The sequence below is a fragment of the Corallococcus sp. AB049A genome, from assembly GCF_003668885.1.
Taxonomy (GTDB): domain Bacteria; phylum Myxococcota; class Myxococcia; order Myxococcales; family Myxococcaceae; genus Corallococcus; species Corallococcus interemptor.
On sequence record NZ_RAWL01000143.1, the window covers coordinates 1 to 19,094 of the forward strand.

General features: G+C 71.1%; 20 protein-coding genes. 7 read left to right on the top strand and 13 right to left on the bottom strand.

What is annotated here, in order from left to right; genetic code table 11:
* The 7 genes from D7X55_RS17255 to D7X55_RS17285 form a co-directional block, all read right to left on the bottom strand.
* The coding region (locus D7X55_RS17255) for a DoxX family membrane protein (RefSeq protein ID WP_121723625.1) at positions 1-366 on the bottom strand (366 nt) is incomplete at its 3' end.
* Between the two features lie 35 nt (positions 367-401).
* Positions 402-2,021, bottom strand: coding sequence for a bifunctional UDP-sugar hydrolase/5'-nucleotidase (locus D7X55_RS17260; protein WP_121723626.1), 1,620 nt, complete (start codon positions 2,019-2,021; stop codon positions 402-404).
* Between the two features lie 96 nt (positions 2,022-2,117).
* Entirely contained in the window at positions 2,118-2,459 is a 342-nt protein-coding gene (locus D7X55_RS17265; RefSeq protein ID WP_121723627.1) for a rhodanese-like domain-containing protein, read from the bottom strand.
* A 111-nt stretch (positions 2,460-2,570) separates the two neighbouring features.
* The gene (locus D7X55_RS17270) at positions 2,571-3,332 is read right to left on the bottom strand and encodes an anti-sigma factor (RefSeq protein ID WP_121723628.1); all 762 of its coding nucleotides are present in this window, start codon (positions 3,330-3,332) and stop codon (positions 2,571-2,573) included.
* Positions 3,319-3,840: an RNA polymerase sigma factor gene (locus D7X55_RS17275; protein ID WP_233609896.1), complete on the bottom strand. Its 522-nt coding sequence runs from the start codon at positions 3,838-3,840 to the stop codon at positions 3,319-3,321. Before D7X55_RS17275 ends, D7X55_RS17270 begins: the two co-directional genes overlap by 14 nt.
* Positions 3,837-4,349 carry a DUF6691 family protein gene (locus D7X55_RS17280; RefSeq protein ID WP_233609897.1) on the bottom strand — a complete coding sequence of 171 codons (513 nt, stop codon included), beginning with the start codon at positions 4,347-4,349 and terminating at the stop codon, positions 3,837-3,839. Before D7X55_RS17280 ends, D7X55_RS17275 begins: the two co-directional genes overlap by 4 nt.
* A 10-nt stretch (positions 4,350-4,359) precedes the next feature.
* The gene (locus D7X55_RS17285; protein ID WP_121723630.1) at positions 4,360-4,785 is read right to left on the bottom strand and encodes a YeeE/YedE family protein; all 426 of its coding nucleotides are present in this window, start codon (positions 4,783-4,785) and stop codon (positions 4,360-4,362) included.
* 99 nt (positions 4,786-4,884) lie between these two features.
* Here D7X55_RS17285 and D7X55_RS17290 point away from each other — a divergent pair, with 99 nt between their 5' ends.
* The 5 genes from D7X55_RS17290 to D7X55_RS17310 all read left to right on the top strand — a co-directional run bounded on the left by D7X55_RS17290 (position 4,885) and on the right by D7X55_RS17310 (position 8,266).
* Positions 4,885-5,586, top strand: a complete 702-nt coding sequence (locus D7X55_RS17290; RefSeq protein WP_121723631.1) for an MBL fold metallo-hydrolase — start codon at positions 4,885-4,887, stop codon at positions 5,584-5,586.
* A gap of 28 nt (positions 5,587-5,614) precedes the next feature.
* Entirely contained in the window at positions 5,615-6,442 is an 828-nt protein-coding gene (locus tag D7X55_RS17295) for a sulfite exporter TauE/SafE family protein (protein WP_121723640.1), read from the top strand.
* A 28-nt stretch (positions 6,443-6,470) separates the two neighbouring features.
* Complete coding sequence (locus D7X55_RS17300; protein WP_121723632.1) at positions 6,471-6,926, top strand: beta-lactamase hydrolase domain-containing protein; 456 nt, start codon at positions 6,471-6,473, stop codon at positions 6,924-6,926.
* Positions 6,927-6,961: 35 nt separating this feature from the next.
* Complete coding sequence (locus D7X55_RS17305; protein ID WP_121723633.1) at positions 6,962-7,738, top strand: MBL fold metallo-hydrolase; 777 nt, start codon at positions 6,962-6,964, stop codon at positions 7,736-7,738.
* Positions 7,739-7,831: 93 nt separating this feature from the next.
* On the top strand, positions 7,832-8,266 hold the full coding sequence (locus tag D7X55_RS17310) for a YgaP-like transmembrane domain (protein WP_121723634.1): 435 nt from the start codon (positions 7,832-7,834) through the stop codon (positions 8,264-8,266).
* 58 nt (positions 8,267-8,324) lie between these two features.
* Here the strand turns inward: D7X55_RS17310 and D7X55_RS17315 are convergent, their stop codons facing one another.
* The 5 genes from D7X55_RS17315 to D7X55_RS17335 form a co-directional block, all read right to left on the bottom strand.
* Entirely contained in the window at positions 8,325-8,846 is a 522-nt protein-coding gene (locus D7X55_RS17315; protein WP_121723635.1) for a hypothetical protein, read from the bottom strand.
* A complete protein-coding gene (locus D7X55_RS17320; protein WP_121723636.1) occupies positions 8,843-9,073 on the bottom strand; it encodes a hypothetical protein in 231 nt (76 codons plus the stop codon). The genes D7X55_RS17315 and D7X55_RS17320 overlap by 4 nt, the downstream gene beginning before the upstream one ends.
* A 125-nt stretch (positions 9,074-9,198) precedes the next feature.
* Complete coding sequence (gene hppD, locus D7X55_RS17325) at positions 9,199-10,362, bottom strand: 4-hydroxyphenylpyruvate dioxygenase (protein WP_120548692.1); 1,164 nt, start codon at positions 10,360-10,362, stop codon at positions 9,199-9,201.
* Positions 10,363-10,402: 40 nt separating this feature from the next.
* On the bottom strand, positions 10,403-11,062 hold the full coding sequence (gene maiA / locus D7X55_RS17330) for a maleylacetoacetate isomerase (protein ID WP_121723637.1): 660 nt from the start codon (positions 11,060-11,062) through the stop codon (positions 10,403-10,405).
* Positions 11,059-12,039, bottom strand: coding sequence for a fumarylacetoacetate hydrolase family protein (locus D7X55_RS17335; protein WP_121723638.1), 981 nt, complete (start codon positions 12,037-12,039; stop codon positions 11,059-11,061). Before D7X55_RS17335 ends, maiA begins: the two co-directional genes overlap by 4 nt.
* Positions 12,040-12,481: 442 nt before the next feature.
* Between D7X55_RS17335 and D7X55_RS17340 the strand changes: the two genes are divergently transcribed.
* Complete coding sequence (locus D7X55_RS17340) at positions 12,482-17,443, top strand: ATP-binding protein (RefSeq protein WP_121723639.1); 4,962 nt, start codon at positions 12,482-12,484, stop codon at positions 17,441-17,443.
* A 4-nt stretch (positions 17,444-17,447) separates the two neighbouring features.
* On the opposite strand, the gene D7X55_RS17345 is transcribed toward D7X55_RS17340, so the two are convergent.
* On the bottom strand, positions 17,448-18,482 hold the full coding sequence (locus D7X55_RS17345; protein WP_120548688.1) for a class I SAM-dependent methyltransferase: 1,035 nt from the start codon (positions 18,480-18,482) through the stop codon (positions 17,448-17,450).
* A gap of 251 nt (positions 18,483-18,733) precedes the next feature.
* Here D7X55_RS17345 and D7X55_RS17350 point away from each other — a divergent pair.
* On the top strand, positions 18,734-19,094 hold a 361-nt coding region (locus D7X55_RS17350), incomplete at its 3' end, for an STAS/SEC14 domain-containing protein (RefSeq protein WP_147470131.1).

The window sequence follows — 19,094 nt, forward strand, 5'->3', positions numbered from 1 at the left end:
GTGCAGCAGTCCGCCCAGGAGGGCCACGTTCTTGAAAAGCGGCCCCATGCCCTCGGCGGCGCCCACCTGCACGGTGAGGGTGATGGGAACCAGGACGGCGAAGGGCGCGACGGCGGCCCAGCGCGTCAGCGTCCCGGTGAGGAGGGCCAACCCGCCGAGCAGCAGCACCGCACCGCTCAGCACGACGAGGAGCCTGGGAGAGGCCAGCGCGCTGACGAGGGCGGCCCCCGGGGCCGCCACCAGGCGCCCCACGACGGCATCCGGAGCGAGCAGGTGCTTCGCGCCAGCGGCGAGGAAGATGAGGCTGAAGAGGGTACGGAAGGCGACCTGTGTGAGGGCGCGAAGCCTGGGACCGTGAAGGTTCATTCGAGCGTCTTTCGGGCGGTGGGAGGGGATGGGGTTCACTGCTGGACCTGCTGGGTGCGCAGCACGGGCGGGAGGTCCTCGCCCACGGCGCGTCCCTGCAGCGCGTCGTCCAGACGCGGCCTGGCGGCGAGGAAACGGCGCACCGCCTCGTGCGCGTCGATGTCCAGGACGCGCGGCTCCTGGACGCCGGGGATCCGGCACACCATGTCGGGTGCATCCCCCTCCCGCTCGCAGGCCGTCACGGTGTAGAGGCGCGCGTCCTCCACCGGCCTGCCACCGACCTCCAGGGCGAGGAGGCGCTGCCCCTTGGGGGCGTCGGCGCGGAAGCGCAGCGTCATCCCCGACGGGCGCGGCAGCCACCCACCGAAGCGCTTCTCCGGATCCTTCGCGAAGACGTTCTCCAGCTCCTGCTCCCAGAAGGCGCGAAGCTGGCGGCCACTCACCTTGCCCGTCTTCAGCTTGTTGACGATGGGGAAGAGGTTCCACAGGTCCGCCTCGCGCACCGGCCCGGGCAGCAGCGGCGTGCCGAAGCGGAAGCCGTTGGAGAGGCCAATCTCCGTCCCTCCCGCGGCGCGGATGGCGTCGGCCAGCACGTTGTCCAGCGGGTTCTCCACCACCGCGTAGCGCGCGAGCGTGACGCCGGTGTGGCCCACCGGCGCGGACAGCTTCGCCTCGTGCGGAGCGAGGGCGGCGTCCACCAGCCGGGCCACCTTCGGGTCCTCCGGGAAGCGCGAAGCGGTCAGCTCGATGAGCTCCCAGCGGCGGTCCACCACCCGGCCCTCCTCCACCCACAAGTCCAGCCGCCCGAGGAAGGAGCCGAAGGCGCCGGGCTCCACCACCCAGCTGCCGGCCTGCTCAATCGGTGAATAGGTGCGCTCATGCGTGTCGCCGGACAGGTGGACGTCCACGCCGGGCACGCGAGCGGCGAGCCCCACCGCCTTGGCGAGCCCCACGTGCGTCATCAACAGCACCACCTGGGCGCCTTCACGCTCGCGCACCTCGCGCACCAGCGCCGGCAGCGCCTCCGGACCGTCGTAGCGCAGGCCCTGGCTGTACCCCGGGGGCTGACGGCGAGGGACATCCGGATCCGTGAAGCCGACGACGGCCACCTTCACCCCGCCCACCTCCTTCACGAGGTACGGCGGAAAGAGGCGCTCGCCGCTGGCCGCGTCGCGCAGGTTGGCGGCGACGAGCGGATGCTTCAGCTCACGGGCGCGCTGGCGCAGCACCTGGGGGCCGTACACCACCTCCCAGTTTCCAGGCACCGCGGCGTCCAGCCCGAGCGCGTTGAGCGGCTCGATGAGGGCACCGCCCTCGGTGAGCGCCGCCGCGCCAGAGCCCTGGATCGTGTCACCGGCATCGAGCACCAGCACGTCACCGCCGCGCTCGGCGCGGATCCGCTGGATGGCGGCGGCCACGCGGGCGAAGCCGCCGGCCTCTCCGATGCGCTCCTTCCCTTCGCGCCAGAACAACTCCGGGTGGGCGCGCAGCTGCGCGTGCAGGTCCGCCACGTAGAGGACGGTGAGCTGCTTGCGCTGGGGCCCGGAGACGCTGCCGGCCGGCAGGGTGAGGGAGCCCGGTCGTGTCAGGGTACAGCCGGGCCCCAGACCGCCCAGCGCGAACAGCGCGCCGAGCAGGGAGAACAGACGCATCATCGTGAAGCACCTTGTGTGAGAGGGACAGGGCTGGAGACACGAGGTGCACCGCGCGAAGTTCCCGCGGCGGGCCCGCGCACCGGCCGCTGCCTCCCGTCACTCCCAGGCCGACATGGGGCCGAGGTTGAAGACGTCCTGGAAGCCGCGCTCCTTCAGGAGGCGCTCGGCGCGGCTGCTGCGCGCGCCACTGCGGCAGTAGACGACGAGGGACTTCTCCGGCGTGCCCAGCTCGGCGAGCCGCTGGGGCAGCTCATCCACGGGGATGTTCACCGCCCCGGGAAGGTGCCCGGCGGCGAACTCCTCCGGCGTGCGGACATCCACCAGGGTCGCACCGGCCTCCACCCGCTGGTGGGCCTCGGCCCCGGCGGAGCGCTGGTGCGCACAGGAGACGAGGAACGGACCGGCGAACAGGGCGGCGGCGACGAGAACGGACTTCATGGAGCGGCTCCAGCCGGGCCCAGAGGCCCGCGGGCCCTGGGGAACGGGGTACAGCGGGGTGAGAGCCACGAGGGCTCAAAAGGATTCAACACCCGCCGAGAGCTCCCGGCCTCAAGGCGCCAGGCGGGCCAGCGCGTCGACGAGCACCGGCGGCTCCAGTTCGGAGACGGCGAGCGCGGCCTGCCCGCCCCCGCGCGGCGCCACGCAGATGCGCTCGCCGATGGGGCCCTGCGTGCAGCGCGTCCCCTCTCCAGCGAAGCTCGCCGCCTCCCGCGCCGCGGGCGAGCCCGGAGGCGGAAGGAAGAGCGTCATCGCCGTGCCCCCCTCGTACCGGTACAGCAGCGAGGCGGAGAGCTGACCATGCAGCCGGCAGCGGCGGGCCCCCAGCAGCGTCGCGCCGGGCACCACCGGCACGTCCACCGCGTAGCCCACCTCCCGCGCCACCCAGGCCTTCACCTCGGCCGGATCCGCGGACTCGAACTCGCAGGGAGTGGCGCGCGAGAAGGCCTTGAGGTGGTGCCGCTCGAGGTCCATCGCCAGCGCGTCATTCATGCCGCTGGGCCATGACGTCCGGAGGACGCCCACCGATGCGAGCGCCGCGGCCAGGCCCATCATCCACCGCCGCCCTCGAAAGGCCGGGCGGGGGCGCGGCGCCAGCCGGGAGACACGCGCCATCAGTTCGGGCGGCACGTGCGTCTCCATGGTGGCCTGGGCCTTCAGCGCCTCGCGCAGCGGGGCATAGCGGGCCGCCTCCCGGGCACAGCCCACGCATCGGGTCAGGTGCTGCTCCACGGCCTGCCGCTCGTGCGCCGGGCTCTCCCCGTCGAACCACGCGGAGAGCCGTTCCTGCCACTCCGGGCTACAGGCTTCCATGTGCCTTCTCCTTCTCGAGGAAGTCGAGCATCGCCAGCCGCGCCCTCGCCAGGCGCGAGCGCACGGTGCCCACCGGACAGCCCTGGACCCGGGCAATCTCCTCGTAGCTCAGCTCCTCGACTTCGCGCAGCCACAGCGCGTCGCGCCACTCCGGCGCCAGCGAGTCCAGCGCCGCCTTCATCCCCGCGCTGAGGGTGCGCTCGTGCAGCTCCGCCTCCAGGTCGGCGGAAGGCTCGGGCGCGGACTCCTTGCCCAGTCCGCCCTCCAGCACCTCCAGCCGGGGGCGCAGGCCCCGCCGGGAGTTGAGGTACACGGTGCGCTGCACGGCGAGCAGCCAGCCCTTGAGCCGCTCCGGGTCGCGCAGCTCGTCGCGCCGCTCCAGCGCGCGCGCCACGGTCTCCTGCACCAGGTCATCCGCCTCGGCGGTGCTGCCCGTCAGCCGGCGGCCCACCCGTCGCAGGGCGGGCAGGTGCTCCAGGGCACGCTCGATGAAGGACCGGCTGCTCACGATTCTCCAGGACACGGTGGCGGCGGGGAAAAGTTCCCGAGGGGCTCCGCCGGAGCAGGCGATGCGCCCGGGCCCGGAGTCCCGGCGCTCGCGCTCCGCCGCGCTTGCAGCACCTGGGCGAGGAACATGCCCGCGAACATGGCGGGCACGAACACGAGCAACTGCGTCGCGCCGGTGGCCAGCGACGTGAGCGCGGGACCGGGGCAGTAGCCGCCGAGGCCCCACCCCACGCCGAAGAGGCCCGCGCCCACGAGCAGCTTGCGGTCCACCCCGCTGGCGGAGAGGGAGGGGAACTTCGCGGCGAACAGGGGCCGCTCGCGCTGGTGGATGAGGGGCCGCAGCGCCGCGTGCACGGCGATGGCGCCGCCCATCACGAACATGAGCCGGAAGTCCCAATCCCCCGCGACGTCGAGGAAGCCCAGGACGTTGGCGGGGTCCGTCATGCCGCCGACCCCCAGGCCGATGGCGAAGAGCAGACCGCTGAGGAATGCACTGAGGTTTGAACGCATGGAGAGTTCTCTAGAGGACGTGACGGATCAGGAAGACGGTGAGGACGGCGGTGGCCATGAAGGTGAGCGTGGCCGCGATGGAACGGACCGAGCCGCGGCTGATGCCGCAGACGCCATGTCCGCTGGTGCAGCCATTGCCCAGCCGCGAGCCGAAGCCCACCAGCAGGCCCGCCGCCACCAGGAGTCCGGCGCCGCCCGTGCTCAGCGATGCCGGGGGCGCGAAGGAGCCGGGGCGCAGCCACGCCAGGAGCAGGCCCCCGGTGAGCAGCCCGCCGAGGAAGAGCACGCGCCAGAGGACGTCCCCGCGCACGGGCGCCAGCAGCGAGCCGGCGATGCCGCTGATGCCGGCCACCCGGCCGTTGGCCAGGAGGAGCAGGGAGGCGCTCAGGCCGATGAGCGCCCCACCGAGGAGGGGAGGAAGGAAGGAGGAAGTCATGTCCCGTGAGAGCCAGATTCGGAGGTGGAGGATTCAGCCGGGGGAAGGCCCTGAATCCTTCTGCCCGTCCCCTGGCTCTCAAGGACAGGAGGCTTCGACATGATTTTCCGCCAGCTTTTCGATTCAGAGTCCTCGACGTACACCTACCTTCTTGGCGACGAGACCACGCGCCAGGCCGTCCTCATCGACCCCGTGCTGGAGCAGGTCGACCGGGATCTGAAATTGGTGGGCGAGCTGGGCCTCACCCTCACCCACGTCTTCGACACGCACGTGCACGCGGACCACGTCACCGCGTCCGGCGCGCTGCGCGAGCGCACGCGGGCCACGGTGGTAGGGAGCGTGGGAGGTGCCGCTTGCGCCGACCTCCAGGTCCGCCACGGGGAGGAGGTGCGCGTCGGCCAGCTCGTCTTCCAGGTGCTCGCCACCCCGGGCCATACGGATGACAGCGTCAGCTATCTCTTGGGCGACCGCGTCTTCACCGGCGACGCGCTGCTCGTGCGCGGCAACGGCCGCACCGACTTCCAGAACGGGAACGCGAGCCAGCTCTACGACAGCCTCACCCGCGTCCTCTTCCGCCTGCCGGACGAAACGCGCGTCTACCCCGCGCACGACTACCACGGGCACATGGTGACGAGCATCGGCGAGGAGAAGCGGCACAACCCGCGCGTCGCGGGCAAGAGCCGGGAGGAGTTCATCGCCATCATGGACAACCTCCACCTGCCCAAGCCCAAGAAGATCGACATCGCGGTTCCGGCCAACCGCGTCTGTGGACTCACGGCGCCTTCCCCGCAGGGAGCCTGAGGCGCACGCCGCGCCGGAAACGGACACCATGCCCATCCTCGGCTTCTCTCTCGCGGCGCTGATTGGCCTGTCGCTTGGCCTGCTCGGCGGCGGCGGTTCCATCATCACCGTCCCCATCCTCGTGTACGTCCTGGGCTTCGGGGCCAAGGAGTCCATCGCCATGGGGCTGGCCGTGGTGGGCGTCACCAGCCTCTTCGGCGCGGCGAGCCACTGGCGCCGGGGCAACGTCCAGCTCCGGGCGGCGCTCGTCTTCGGCGCGGTGGCCATGGCGGGCACCTACGCGGGCGCGCGCCTCGCCGCCTTCGTCTCGGGCACGTTGCAACTGCTGCTCTTCGCCACGGTGATGCTCGTGGCCGCCTTCTTCATGTTCCGCAACGGCCGCAAGGAGGCCGCCCTTGCGGCGCTCAAGGAATCCGCGCCCGTGCCCGAACCCCGCCGGGCGTCCTTCCCCGTCATGGCCCTGGCCGCCCTCGGCGTGGGCGGGCTCACGGGGCTCGTCGGGGTGGGCGGCGGCTTCCTCATCGTCCCGGCGCTCGTTCTACTGGTGGGTCTGCCCATGAAGCAGGCGGTGGGCACGAGCCTGCTCGTCATCGCCCTCAACTCCTTCGTGGGCTTCGCCGGCTACCTCGGCCACGTCCAGGTGCCCTGGCTCTACCTCGGCATCTTCACGGCCATCGCCGTGGTGGGAATCCTCCTCGGCACCTGGGCCTCCCACTACGTCTCGCAGGCGGCCCTCAAGCGGGCCTTCTCCATCTTCCTCATCGTGATGGGCGTCTTCATCTTCTTCAAGAACCGGGAAGCGTTGGCGCGGGGTGGCGGTGAGCCCGCGGCCTCCGCGGCGACCCACACCCGTTGAAGTCCTTCAAGCTTCAAGGAGGAGCACCATGGCAGCGGAGCGCATCAAGGTCAGTGAGCGATTGACGGTGGAGATGTCGCAGCCAACGCGGGACCGGGTCGAAGCGCTCGCAACGGAGGGGTTCCGAAGCCTCGTCAACCTGCGCACCGCGGGGGAGGCAGGCCAAACCCTCTCACCGGATGAGGAGGGAGAGGTGGCCCGCCGGCATGGCCTCCAGTACCTGCACGTGCCGGTCGTCCCCTCGGACCTCGGAGCCGAAGTCGCCAGGAGATTCGACGAGGAGGTGGCACGCCTTCCCGCGCCCACGCTGGTGCACTGCGCCTCGGGACGCCGCGCGGGGCTCTTCACCCTGATGCATGTCGCCCGGGCCGAGGGGCTCTCCGCTGACGACGCCATCGCCAGGGGCGAGCGGCTCGGCTTCGAGCTCAGCGAGCAGGCGAAGTCGCTCTTCAGGCAGTACGTCGACGGCGAGGGGCGGCGCTGAGTCCTGGACCCCATGGCCCCGAAAGGAACCGCCTCATGCTCTTCCGTCAGCTCTTCGAGCCCGAGTCCTCCACCTACACCTATCTCTTCGGCTGTCCGGAGACAGGCCAGGCCGTGCTGCTCGACCCGGTGCTGGAGACGGTCGACCGGGACCTCGAGCAGCTCCAGCGGCTGCAGCTGAAGCTCGCGTATGTCCTGGAGACGCACATCCACGCGGACCACATCACCTCCGCGTGCCGGCTGCGCAACCTCACCGGGTGCAAGATCGCGCTCCCGGCCCTGGAGCAGGTGTCGTGCAGGGACGTCGGCGTCGAGGAGGGGCGACCGTTCAGCGTGGGGAGCCTCCGCTTCCAGCCGCTCTTCACACCGGGCCACACCGACACGCACCACAGCTACCTCGTCGAGCTCCCGGGCGTCATGCGCGTCTTCACCGGGGACGCCCTCCTGATTGACGGCTGCGGCCGGACGGACTTCCAGAGCGGTGACGCCGCGGCGCTGTACCGCTCCATCCACGAGAAGCTCTTCCCGCTGCCGGACGACACCCTCGTGTACCCGGCGCACGACTACCAGCACCGCCACGTCTCGACCGTGGCGCAGGAGCGCGAGCGCAACCCCCGGCTCGGCGGCGGCAAGACTCGCGAGGAGTTCAGCGCCATCATGGCGAACCTCAAGCTCGCCTATCCCAAGAAGATCGACATCGCCGTGCCCGCCAACCGCCTGTGTGGAGATTGTGCCCCGGAGGCGGTGGCGCGGCTCCATTCGCTCGGGGGAAAGTCGGCGCAGGGCGTGCCAGCTCCGGACGCAGGCGCCTGAGGGCCGGGAGCAGGCGGGCGGGCTCCCCCAGGCTGGCATGGACAACCCGAAGGGCACAGCTTCCCAGCAGGTGCATATCCTCGGAGGTCCACCATGACGACGCCTGCCACCCAGCCCAGCGAGGACCTCGTCCGCCGGAGCAGCCCGGCGGCGATCAACCGCGAACGCGACCAGGAGATTGCCAGGCGCGTGGCGCATTACTCCGGACAGCCGGAAGCCAACATCACCCGTCGCCTGGAGGAACTGGAGCGCGAGTGGGACATGGAGCGGGCCCTGGAAGTGAATGCCTCCTCTCTCGCGCTCCTGAGTCTGGTCCTGGGCGTCACCGTCAACCGCAAATGGCTCCTGCTCACCGGCGTGGTGGGGAGCTTCCTCCTCCAGCATGGCCTCCAGGGCTGGTGTCCGCCGCTGCCCCTCCTCCGGCGTCTCGGGCTGCGGACACGGGGAGAGATTGATACGGAGAAGGCGGCGTTGAAGACCCTCCGGGGAGACTTCGACGGCCTGCGCTCAGCCCCCCGGCCTTCTTGAGCATGGATCCATCGTGTGGGGACACAGGGCGCTGGAGGTGACGCCAGCAGAGGCGCGTTCAGTTCGACTCCACCTCTCCCAGCAGCCACACCTCCGTTCCTCGCGGAAGGTCCTGCTTGGAAAGCGTGCGGAAGCAGAGCACGTGCTGAGGCTTTGACCGGAACGAGCCGAGCGGGATCTGAGCCAGCGCGACAGATTGCAGGACGTTGCCCTCCGGCCGCCGCAACGCCACGCGGACCTCCAGCTGTCCCTTCTCTCCCAGGTCCACGTCGGGAACGACAAGGACGCCACGCGCCTGGATGTCGAAGGTGTCCTCGACCACGAGAAGCAGCCGTGCGCCTGGGACGGGGGCCGTTGGCGAGGGTCGCGCTTCCGTCTTGAGCGGGAGCCGGCAAAGCCTGACGGCACTCGAGCAGCCGGTGCAGTTAATGCCGGCGGACGCAAGCGCCCCCTGCTGGACGTACTCAATCCGGACCGGACTGCCACAGCTCGGGCACAGCACCGGGTCGGGGAGCGCGTCCCAGGTCACCACGCGGTGCTCCAGTTCGTCCCAGTCCCGGGGCTGCGCGGGTGAGGTCATTGCTGCTTCCCTCGAAATGAACGGAGCATCGCGCGAGGCCCTTCCTTGAAGAGCGTCATCGACAGCGCCAGGACGAGCAGCGGCAGCATCAAGGCCAGCGGGCCCAGCACGACACCGCCGAAGAAGCCCGCCACCGCCCAGCCGATTCCGGAGCCAGCGCCCCAGACCGCGCCCGTCACGCCTCCGATGGCCGCTCCTACGAGGATGATGGGTTCAATGAGGGTCATGGGGATTGGACGTCGCAGGACACGGACTTCGTTCCCACGGGCCTTCGCATCATGAAGAAACCCCACCGCCCGCTGCCCTGAAAGGCCGCGAGGGGTGGGGCTCTCCTACCGCGAACGCGTGAAACCTAGACGCGGCCTTCGGCCTTCTGCGCGCGCTCGATGCTCTCGAAGAGGGCGCGGAAGTTGCCGCCGCCGAAGCCCTGGTCGCCCTTGCGCTGGATGATTTCGTAGAAGAACGGGCCCGCGTCCGCCTGCTTGTAGAGGCTCGCCGCGTCCTTCATGAAGATCTGGAGCATGTAGCTGCGCTCCTTGTCACCGTCGATGAGCACCTCCAGGTCGCGCAGGACGTTGATGTCCTCGTCGATCTTCTTGATGCCCATGCGCTCGATGCGGTCCGGCAGCGCGTCGTAGTACGAGCCCGGCGTGGGCATGAACTGGATGCCCGCGTTCTGCCGCATGTCCTTCACCGAGGACAGGATGTCCTTCACCGTGATGGCCAGGTGCTGCACGCCGTCACCGCGGTGGTCCTCGTTGAAGATGTTGATCTGGCTGGCCTTGAAGAACGGGAACTTGGGCTCGTTGTTCGCGAACTTCACGCCGCTCTTCGGATCCCACATCACCTCCGACTTCAGGCCGCTGCCGTGGTCGCGCTTCTGCTGCGACGCCACGTCGTCCGTGTGGAACTCGATGTGCCAGAACTTCTCGAAGCCCATCACGTGCTCCATCCACAGGAGCATGGGCTTCATCGTCTGGAAGTTCGACGTGACGTGGTCCAGCTTGTCGAAGCCGTACTTGTTCTTGCCGCCCTTGGGCTGCGCGTGCACCTGGAAGCCCGGGTAGATGGACTTGTAGTTGTTCCGCTGCAGGAAGCGGAACGTGGTGTCGCCAAACGGCGTCGTGATGGAGAAGAACGCCAGCTTGCCGCCCGCGTCGTCCGTGAAGCGCTGGATGTCCGTGATGAACGTGGCGCCGCGCTGCTCCAGCAGCTTGAACGTCTTCTCCACGTCCTCCACCTCGAAGTTCAGCGTGCCCACCCCGTCCGGGTGCTTGCGCAGGTAGCGCCACGCGCGGCCGCCCTCGCCCACGGGCTGGCTCACCACCAGGGCAATCTCACCCGCCTGGAACAGCGCGGACTTCTGCTTGCCGTGCGCCTCCAGCTCCGGCCCGGACACCGCCACCTCCGCGAAGTCCAACCCCTTCGTGTAGAACTGGCGGCTGCGCTCCAGGTCATGCACGTACCAGTGGATGCTCTCCAGGGCCTTGATGCCCAGCGATTCCTGCTTGGCCATGTCGCTGACTCCTCGTGGTGAAGAAGAAAAGGGTTCGTGACTACACCGGCTGCGCGTCGGGCTGCCGGTCCGGCTGCGCCGCCTGGAAGGCGGGGAGTTCGTTGCACGCTGCTTCAATCCTCGACAGCGTGGGATAGGGCTTCAGGTCTACACCGAACCGGCGGGCCCCGTAGAGCTGCGGAACCAGCAGGACGTCGGCGAACGACACTGCGTCTCCCACACAGTAACGCCCGGCCGTCTCCTGCACCGCCGCCTCCAACGCCGCCAGCCCGTGCATGTTCCAGTGCGCCGCCCAGGCCTTCTCGTCCGCCTTCAGCTCGTTCTTGATGCGCAGCGTCACCGACGTGTTCTGCAGGGGCTGCATGCCCGCGTTCACCATCTCCGCCAGCATGCGAGCCTTCGCGCGGAGGTACGCATCCGTGGGCAGGAGGGCGGGCGAGGGCACGCGCTCCTCCAGGTACTCCAGGATGGCCATGGACTCGGACAGCTTGCGCGCCTGCCCGTCCGCCTCCGTCCACTCCAGCGTGGGCACGCGGGCCATGGGGTTCTTCGCCCGGTAGGCCTCCGTGAACTGCTGGCCGCCGTCCTTGAGCAGGTGCACCGCCAGGTACTCGAAGGGCAGCCCCTTCCAGTTGAGCGCGATGCGCGCGCGCCAGGACGCGGAGGAGCGCCAGTAGCCGTGCAGCTTGAGGTTCTTCATGGCGCCTTCACCACCGTCTGGGAGATGCGGCCAAAGAGGCTGTGCCCCGCGCCATCCAGCATTTCGATCTCGATGCTGTCCCCGGGCTTCATGAAGGCCGTCCTGGGCTTGCCCTCGTCGATGGTCTCAATCATCCGGCGCTCGGCGAGGCAGGAGATGCCGCGCGTGCGGTCCTCGTTGGACACCGTGCCGCTGCCCAGGATGGTGCCCGCGGTGAAGGCGCGCGTGCGCGTCAGGTGCTGGATGAGGTCGCGGAAGGAGAAGTGCATCTCCGGGCCCGCGTCCGTGTCCCCCACCAGCTGGCCGTTGAGCGTGCTGCGCATGCGCAGGTGCACGCGGCCGTCCTTCCACGCTTCACCCAGTTCGTCCGGCGTCAGCGCGAAGGGGCCGAACGCGGTGGCGGGCTTGCTCTGGAAGAAGCCGAAGCCCTTGGCCAGCTCCTCCGGGATGAGGTTTCGCAGCGACACGTCGTTGGCGATCATCACCAGCTTGATGTGCCTGTCCGCGTCCTCGGCCCTGGTGCCCATGGGCGTGTCGCCCAGCACGACGCAGACCTCGCTCTCGAAGTCCAGGCCCCAGGCTTCATCGCGCAGCGGGATGTCCTGCGTGGGCGCGAGGAAGTCCCCGGAGCCGCCCTGGTACACCAGCGGATCCGTGCGCAGCGTGGCGGGCGGCTCCGCGTTGCGCGCCTTGCGCACCAGCAGCACGTGGTTGATGTACGCGCTGCCGTCCACCCATTCGTAGGCGCGCGGCAGGGGCGCGTGCAGCGCCTTGACGTCCAGCGGGCGGCTCTGCACCGCGCCCGCCTCCAGCTGCTGTGCCAGCGCGCGCAGCTGCGGCTCCTTCTGGTCCCAGTCATCCAGGGCCGCTTGCAGCGTGAGGGCCACGTTGGTGGCCAGCGCGTAGGCGGAGTTGTCCCGCTTGACGACGATGAGCCGCCCGTCGCGGGTTCCGTCCTTGAGCGTCGCGAGCTTCAATTCCGCGCTCCCTCGGCGGCCTGTGGGGGAGGAAGGGGGAGGCCGCTTGACCCGACGGGCTTTTCCGACGGGCCACCAGGCGAGTCAAGCACGCCCGTTGAACGCAACGCGGCATCCTCCCTTCCTCCAGCAACGCTGCTGGCCGCATGCATTCACGTGGCTGTCGGCCAGAGGACGAAGCGCGGACCTCCGGACGGCTTGCGCGTGGTGGAAACCCACGTGTCCGCCTGCCGGGCCGCCTGCCCCACGAACGGACAGGGGGCCACGAGGGGCCGGGACGGGAAGCGGAAGCGTGCCGACTGTTCAAACCCCGAGCAGCGCACGCACGGCCCGGGTTGTTCCCCCTGGCAGGGACCCGGGCGGAAACGCAGCTTTGGAAGCGGGACGTCCGGCCGACCGCGCCGCCGCGGTGGCGGGGACGGGGGGCTCGCGAGGGCACTGAATGGCGCAAGGCTTCCAACAGGCCGGCGACACCCCCAGGGAGCCACACCCGGGCCAGCGGCTGGGCAACCGCTACGAGCTGCGCCAGCGGGTGAAGGCCGGACGGGGCATCTCCACCTGGCAGGGGTTGGACCTGCTCACGCACGAGCGCGTGCTCGTGAAGGTCACCCCGCTGTCCGCCTTCGTCCCCACGGCCCGCCACCGGCTGGAGCACGAGGCGGAGGTGCTGGCGCGGCTGCACAACCCGGCGCTCGTGCCCGTGCGCGACCTGGGCACGTCCGATGACCTGCTCTACCTCGTCACCCCGTGGGTGGACGGCGAGACGCTGGAGGCCCGCCTGGAGCGCGGCCCCCTGTCCCTGCCGGAGGCCATCATGCTGGGCCAGCGCCTGCTGAAGGCGCTCGCGGAGGCGCACCGCGAGGGCGTCCTGCACCGCGACGTGAAGCCCTCCAACATCCTGGTGCGCGACCACCCGATGTCCGCCGCGTGGCTCACCGACTTCGGCCTGTCGCGCAGCGAGCGGTTGGACCCGTCCCTGCGGGATTTGCCCGTGGGCACGGCGCGCTACCTGTCGCCGGAGCAGGCGGGGCTCATCAACCGGCCGGTGGAGGCGCCGTCGGACCTGTACGCCGTGGGCCTGGTGCTCTTCGAGGCGCTGTCCGGCCGCCCCGCGCTGGAGGGCGCGACGGTGGGCGAGGTGCTCCGGCTGCACCTGACCGCGCACCCGCGCCTGCGCCCCGTGGGCGTGGAGGTGCCGCTGGCGATGGAGGAGCTCATCGCGCGGCTGAGCCAGACCGACCCGCGCGACCGCTACCAGACCGCGGACGCCGCGCTCGCGGACCTGAACGCGCTGGAGGCCGCGCTGTCCCGGGGTGAGGCGGAGCCCGCGCTCGTCACCGGCGCGCACGACCACCGCCAGAGCCTCACCGAGCCGTCCTTCGTGGGCCGCCGCGAGGAGCTGGCGACGCTGGAGCGCGAATTGGAGCACGTGAGCGAGGACGGCTCGCGCGCCGTGGTGGTGGAGGGCGAGTCCGGCGGCGGCAAGAGCCGGCTCTTGGAGGAGTTCTCCGCCCGGGCCGTGGGCCAGCGCGCGTGGGTGCTGCATGGCCAGGCGCAGGACCAGGCCGCGCAGCGCCCCTTCCAGCTCTTCGCGGGCGTGGCGGAGGGCATCGCCGCGCAGGCGCGCGAGGACCCGGCGCTGGGCGCGCTCTTGCGCGAGAGGCTCGCGGGCCAGGAGGCCGGTCTGTGCGCGGTGCTGCCTCCGCTCACGGAGGTGCTCGCCCCCGGCCCGCGGGCGCCGCGCGCGCAGGGGCTGGGGCCGGAGTCCCTGAGCGAGAGCCGCAGCGTCTGGAGCCTCACGGCGCTGCTCAACGCGCTGGGCACGCCGGACGCGCCCGCGGTGGTGGTGCTGGAGGATTGCCAGTGGGCGGACACGCTCACGCTGCGCGCGCTGGAGGCCTGGTCCCAGGGCCGCCGCGCCGGGGACGGGCGGCTCTTGCTCATCGTGTCGTTCCGCAGCGAGGACATCCACGCGGACCACGTGCTCCGGCGGCTGGCGCCGGGCGAGCACCTGAAGCTGACCGCCTTCGGCGCGGCGGAGGTCGCGCTGCTGGCGGAGTCCATGGCCGGCGTGCTGCCACCGGAGGCCGTGGAGCTGGTGACGCGGCTGGCGGAGGGCAACCCGTTCATGGCCTCCGCGGTGCTGCACGGGCTGGTGGAGGACGGCGTCCTCATGCCCGGTCCGGACGGCTGGCGGGTGCAGCCGGAGGCGATGGCGCACGCGCGCTCGTCGCGCCAGGCGGCCACCTTCCTGGTGCGGCGCCTGCGCCTGTTGCCGCCGGAGTCCCTGCACGTGCTCAGCGTGGGCGCGGTGCTGGGCAAGTCCTTCGACACGCGCGCGGTGGCGGCCCTGTCCGGCACGCCGCTGGAGGCCGTCACCACCGCGCTGGAGCCGCCGCGCCGCCGGCACATGCTGTGGACGGAAGGCACGCGCTCCACCTTCGTGCACGACAAGCTGCGCGAGGTGCTGCTGGACCTGCTGTCCCCGGAGGAGCGCCGCGAATTGCACCGGCTGGCCGCGCGCGCCGCGCAGCAGTCCGTGCCCAATGATCCGTTCGAGCTGGCCTACCACTTCGACGCGGCGGGAGAGAGCGCGCAGGCCCTGCCCTGGGCGCTGGTGGCCGCGGAGCAGGCGCGCCAGCGCTTCTCACTGGACACCGCGGAGGTGAACTACCGCATCGCCGAGCGCGGCGCTTCAGGCGCGGACGCGCGCACCCGCTACCGCATCGCTTCTGGCCTGGGCACCGCGCTGATGATGCGCGGCCGCTACGACGAGGCGCAGCGGCAGCTGGAGGCCGCCCAGTCCCTGGCGCACGACCGGCTGGAGCAGGGCCGCACGCTGGGCCACCTGGGCGAGCTCGCCTTCAAGCGCGGCCAGACGGTGCAGGCCAACGCCTACCTGGAGCAGGGCCTGAAGCTGCTGGGCCGCTGGGTGCCGCCCGGCACGCTGGCCACCGGCGCCAGCGCCGCGTGGGAAATCCTCACGCAGGCCGCGCACACCGTGGCGCCGCGCCTGTGGCTGGGCCGCAAGTCCCTGGCGGACGGCGAGGAGGACCTGCTCGCGGTCAACCTCTACAGCCGGCTCGCGTACGGCTACTGGTACCAGCGCGGCCGCGCCGCGGTGCTGTGGGCGCACCTGCGCGACATGAACCTGGCGGAGCGCTACCCGCCCACGCCGGAATTGGCGCAGGCGTACTCCGCGCACTCGCCCGCGCTCACCACCCTGCCCTGGTTCCAGCGCGCGTACGCCTACGCCAGGAAGTCGCTGGCCCTGCGCCAGCAGCTGGGGGACGTGTGGGGCCAGGGCCAGTCGCTGCACTTCTATGGCCTGGCCCTCTACGCGTCGTCGCGCTTCAAGGAATGCATCGAGAAGTGCCGCGAGGCGGTGCGCCTGCTGGAGCGCACCGGCGACCCGTGGGAGGTGAACAACGCCACCTTCCAGATCGCCATGTCGCTCTACCGCCTGGGCCGCCTGAAGGAGGCCGCGGCGGTGAGCCAGAAGCTGCACGCGGCGGCGCTCGCGCTGGGGGACCGGTACTCGCTGCGCCTGGGCCTGGAGGCGTGGGCCAAGTCCACCGGGGGCCGCATCCCCGCGGCGCTGCTGGAGACGGAGCTGGCGGCGCCCACCGCCACCGACCCGCAGTCCTTCGCGGGCGTGCTCCAGGCGGAAGGCCTGCGCCTGCTGCGTGAGAACGAACCCGCGAGGGCCGCGGAGGTGCTGGAGCGCGCCGAGCGCGTGGTGGAGGACGCGCACCTGCGGCAGGAGTACGTGGCCCCCATCACCCCGTGGCTCGCCACCGCGCGCAGGCGCCTGGCGCAGCAGGCCAGCCCCCTGAATCCGAAGGAGCGCGACCGGCTCTTGAGGGAGGCGGACGGGGTGGCGAAGCGCGCCCACGCCGTCGCGCGCACCTACCGCAACAACCTGCCCCACGCGCTGCGCGAGCGCGGCCTGATGTGCGCGCTGCGAGACCGGCCCGCCCGGGCCCGCAAGCACCTGGACGAGTCGCTGCGCGTGGCGGAGCAGCTGGAGATGCGCCAGGAGCGCGCGCTGACGCTCCAGGCCCGCGGCGAGGTGGGCCGGGCCCGCGGCTGGCCCGGCGCTTCGCGCGACCTGGAGACGGCCGCCCGTGAGTTGGAGGCCATGGAGGACGGCCTGCACCGCGAGGCCGGGCACGCCACGGCCGGCGTGGAGACGCTGTCGCTGGTGGACCGCTTCCCGCGCGTGCTGGAGGTGGGGCGCAGGCTCGCCTCCGCCCTGTCGCGCGAGGCCGTGTTCGAGACCGCCCGCCAGTCCATGCAGGAACTCTTGCGCGCGGAGAGATGCGCCGTGGTGGACCCGCGCGCGGTGGTGTCCGAGGAGGACGCGAAGAACCAGGGCCTCAGCCGCACCGCGCTCGCGCGCGCGCTGGAGACGGGCCGCATCACCGTGCTGGGCCAGGGCCTGCCCGGCGGCATCAGCGAGAGCATGGAGCTGCTCGGGGTGCGCTCGCTGCTGTGCGCGCCGCTCCAGGTGCGCGGCAAGACGGTGGCGTGCGTGGTGGCCAGCCACCGCAAGGTGGGCGCCCTCTTCGGCGAGGACGAGGAGCGCCTGGCGTCCTTCGTGACGGTGCTCGCGGGCGCGGCGCTGGAGAACGCGGAGAACTTCGAGCGCGTCGCCGCCCTCTCCGAGGAACAGGGCCGCCTGTACCGGGAGGAGCAGGAGGCCGTGCGCCGCCGCGACGACTTCCTGTCCATCGCCGCGCATGAGCTGAAGACGCCGCTCACGTCCCTGCAGCTGCACATCCAGGGGCTCCAGGCGAAGGCCCGGGGCGCGCCCATGCCGCCGGAGAAGCTGACCGCCAAGCTGGAGTCGGCCTATTCGCAGACGCAGCGGCTGGGGAAGCTGGTCAACGACCTGCTGGACATCTCCCGCATCGCGCAGGGCCAGCTGCACATCAAGCGCGAGGACGTGGACCTGGTGACGCTGGTGCGCAACCAGCTGGAGCGCAGCCGCGAGGCCCTGGTCCGCGCCGAGTGCGAGGTGCGCTTCCACGCCAGCGAGCCGCGCCTCATCGGCCACTGGGACGCGCTCCGGCTGGAGCAGGTGGTGGGCAACCTCTTGACCAACGCCATGAAGTACGGCGCGGGCAAGCCCGTGGAGGTGACGCTGGACGGGGACGCCACGGGCGTGCGGCTGGAGGTGCGCGACCACGGCATCGGCATCGCGGAGGAGGACCGGGCGCGCATCTTCGAGCGCTTCGAGCGCGCGGTGTCCGTGCGCCACTACGGCGGCTTCGGGCTGGGCCTGTGGATCGTCCGCGAAATCGTGCAGGCGCTGGGCGGCAACATCGACGTGGCCAGCGCCCCGGAGCAGGGCTCGACCTTCACGGTCACCCTGCCCCGCTCCGGCTCACCGGTGCACTGACTGACTACCGGCGCGTCACTTCCAGGTAGATGACGTTGTCCTGCGAGTCGCGGAACAGCCGCACGTTGTCCACCAGCTCCAGCGGCGTCTCCGACAGGAGGCTCCGCATGCCGTCCTCGTCCCGGTAGGTGAGCCACCAGTCCATGAAGGCCTCCATGTAGCCCGTCTCCGGCGGGTGCACCGCGAAGTTGGCCACCAGCAGGCGTCCGCCCGGGCGCAGCATGCGGAAGAGCAGCGCCGTGAGCCGGGCCGCCACGGAGTCCGACAGGTAGTCGTACAGCCCGGCGGAGTACGCGAAGTCCAGGTCCTCGAACACCGCCTTGCCCGCGAGCAGGGCGCGGACCGAGCCGCACACCGGCCGCACGATGCCGCCCGGGTGCAGGCGCGAAATCTCCGCCAGGCTCACCGGGTCCTGGTCGAACGCGATGAGCTCCTGGAGCCTGCCCTCCGCCACCGCGCGCGACGACTCGGCCTCGCGCAGGTGCCCGCACGCCACGGACAGCACGCGCCCGTCGGGCCGCCGCGCGGCCGTCGCGTCCATCATCCGCGCGAGCAGCTCCCGGCGCTCGCGCACGCTGCGGGCGGAGGGCTGCCCGTGCATGTAGCGGTAGATTTCACGGCCCGCGTGCAGCTCGTCCGCCGCGTGGTCCATGTAGAGGTAGTCGATGAGGGCCGCGTCGCCCGCGTAGCCGCGCGGCCGCTCGAAGGCGTGCCGGGTGAAGGGGCACTGGTGCAGGAAGGGGCGCATGGGGTGCTTGCGCGCCAGCTCCTGGCAGAAGCGCTTCCACACCTCCGGGCTCCACTGCCGCCGCCTCTGGATGAGCCCTCCGTGCAGGGCGGTCATCCCGGCGTGCAGCGTCTCGTCCGGGCCCTGCACCATCCGGGAGTGCAGGGTGTCCAACCACTCCCGCGCCTCCATGAGTGCTTCCTCGGGTGGGAGCAGGTCCCCCCTGAGCAGCGGGTTCACCAGGACAAGGTGGTTGGCTTGAGGCGCGACCGGCAGAGCCGCGCCGTGGACCGACAGGAAGGGCTGGCGCATAGGCATCATCCCGACAACCTGTAAGCAGAGGGCATCTACTTCCCGGGCCTCCGCCTTTCGCCGGGCCCCGCTCCGGCCAGCCGGACGGGCCCCTGGAACGGCCCGGCCGAAGCCCTCGGGGGACGGTTCTACCCGCAAGGCCCGACAATCCTTCCCCCGGGCGGAGGGATTGCGGGGGGCGCGGTATCCGGCGACAGGCACTGCGGTTAGGATGGCGCGCCCCGCCTGGAAGAGAGAGCCGCAAGCCGCGCATGAAGATTGAAATCGCCCACCTGCCCCACGACATCATCGAGATCATCTATCCGTCGGAAGTGACGCCGAAGGACGTGACCGAGTACGTCGAGCAACTGAAGAAGGACATCACCGCCCGTGGGGGCGCGGAGTGGTCCGCGCTGGTGGACCAGTCCAAGCTGCGGGTGATGCCCGCCTCGGTGGTGGGGGAGATGGCGCGGCTGAACGCCTACGCCCAGCAGCGCGGCATGAAGCGCTCCGCGCGCGTGGTGAGCGACCCCGGCAGCGGCCTCCAGGCCTGGCGCATGACCAAGAACGCCGGCCTCACCATCCCCGCGAAGACCTTCGAGACCCGCTCCGAGGCGCTGTCCTGGCTCGAAG

Excerpts from the sequence above, each read along its gene's own strand:
- D7X55_RS17260 (WP_121723626.1), bottom strand. The coding sequence starts at position 2,021 with ATGATGCGTCTGTTCTCCCTGCTCGGCGCGCTGTTCGCGCTGGGCGGT.
- D7X55_RS17265 (WP_121723627.1), bottom strand. The coding sequence starts at position 2,459 with ATGAAGTCCGTTCTCGTCGCCGCCGCCCTGTTCGCCGGTCCGTTCCTC.
- D7X55_RS17270 (WP_121723628.1), bottom strand. The coding sequence starts at position 3,332 with ATGGAAGCCTGTAGCCCGGAGTGGCAGGAACGGCTCTCCGCGTGGTTC.
- D7X55_RS17280 (WP_233609897.1), bottom strand. The coding sequence starts at position 4,349 with ATGCGTTCAAACCTCAGTGCATTCCTCAGCGGTCTGCTCTTCGCCATC.
- D7X55_RS17285 (WP_121723630.1), bottom strand. The coding sequence starts at position 4,785 with ATGACTTCCTCCTTCCTTCCTCCCCTCCTCGGTGGGGCGCTCATCGGC.
- D7X55_RS17290 (WP_121723631.1), top strand. The coding sequence starts at position 4,885 with ATGATTTTCCGCCAGCTTTTCGATTCAGAGTCCTCGACGTACACCTAC.
- D7X55_RS17295 (WP_121723640.1), top strand. The coding sequence starts at position 5,615 with ATGCCCATCCTCGGCTTCTCTCTCGCGGCGCTGATTGGCCTGTCGCTT.
- D7X55_RS17300 (WP_121723632.1), top strand. The coding sequence starts at position 6,471 with ATGGCAGCGGAGCGCATCAAGGTCAGTGAGCGATTGACGGTGGAGATG.
- D7X55_RS17305 (WP_121723633.1), top strand. The coding sequence starts at position 6,962 with ATGCTCTTCCGTCAGCTCTTCGAGCCCGAGTCCTCCACCTACACCTAT.
- D7X55_RS17310 (WP_121723634.1), top strand. The coding sequence starts at position 7,832 with ATGACGACGCCTGCCACCCAGCCCAGCGAGGACCTCGTCCGCCGGAGC.
- D7X55_RS17315 (WP_121723635.1), bottom strand. The coding sequence starts at position 8,846 with ATGACCTCACCCGCGCAGCCCCGGGACTGGGACGAACTGGAGCACCGC.
- D7X55_RS17320 (WP_121723636.1), bottom strand. The coding sequence starts at position 9,073 with ATGACCCTCATTGAACCCATCATCCTCGTAGGAGCGGCCATCGGAGGC.
- hppD (WP_120548692.1), bottom strand. The coding sequence starts at position 10,362 with ATGGCCAAGCAGGAATCGCTGGGCATCAAGGCCCTGGAGAGCATCCAC.
- maiA (WP_121723637.1), bottom strand. The coding sequence starts at position 11,062 with ATGAAGAACCTCAAGCTGCACGGCTACTGGCGCTCCTCCGCGTCCTGG.
- D7X55_RS17340 (WP_121723639.1), top strand. The coding sequence starts at position 12,482 with ATGGCGCAAGGCTTCCAACAGGCCGGCGACACCCCCAGGGAGCCACAC.
- D7X55_RS17345 (WP_120548688.1), bottom strand. The coding sequence starts at position 18,482 with ATGCGCCAGCCCTTCCTGTCGGTCCACGGCGCGGCTCTGCCGGTCGCG.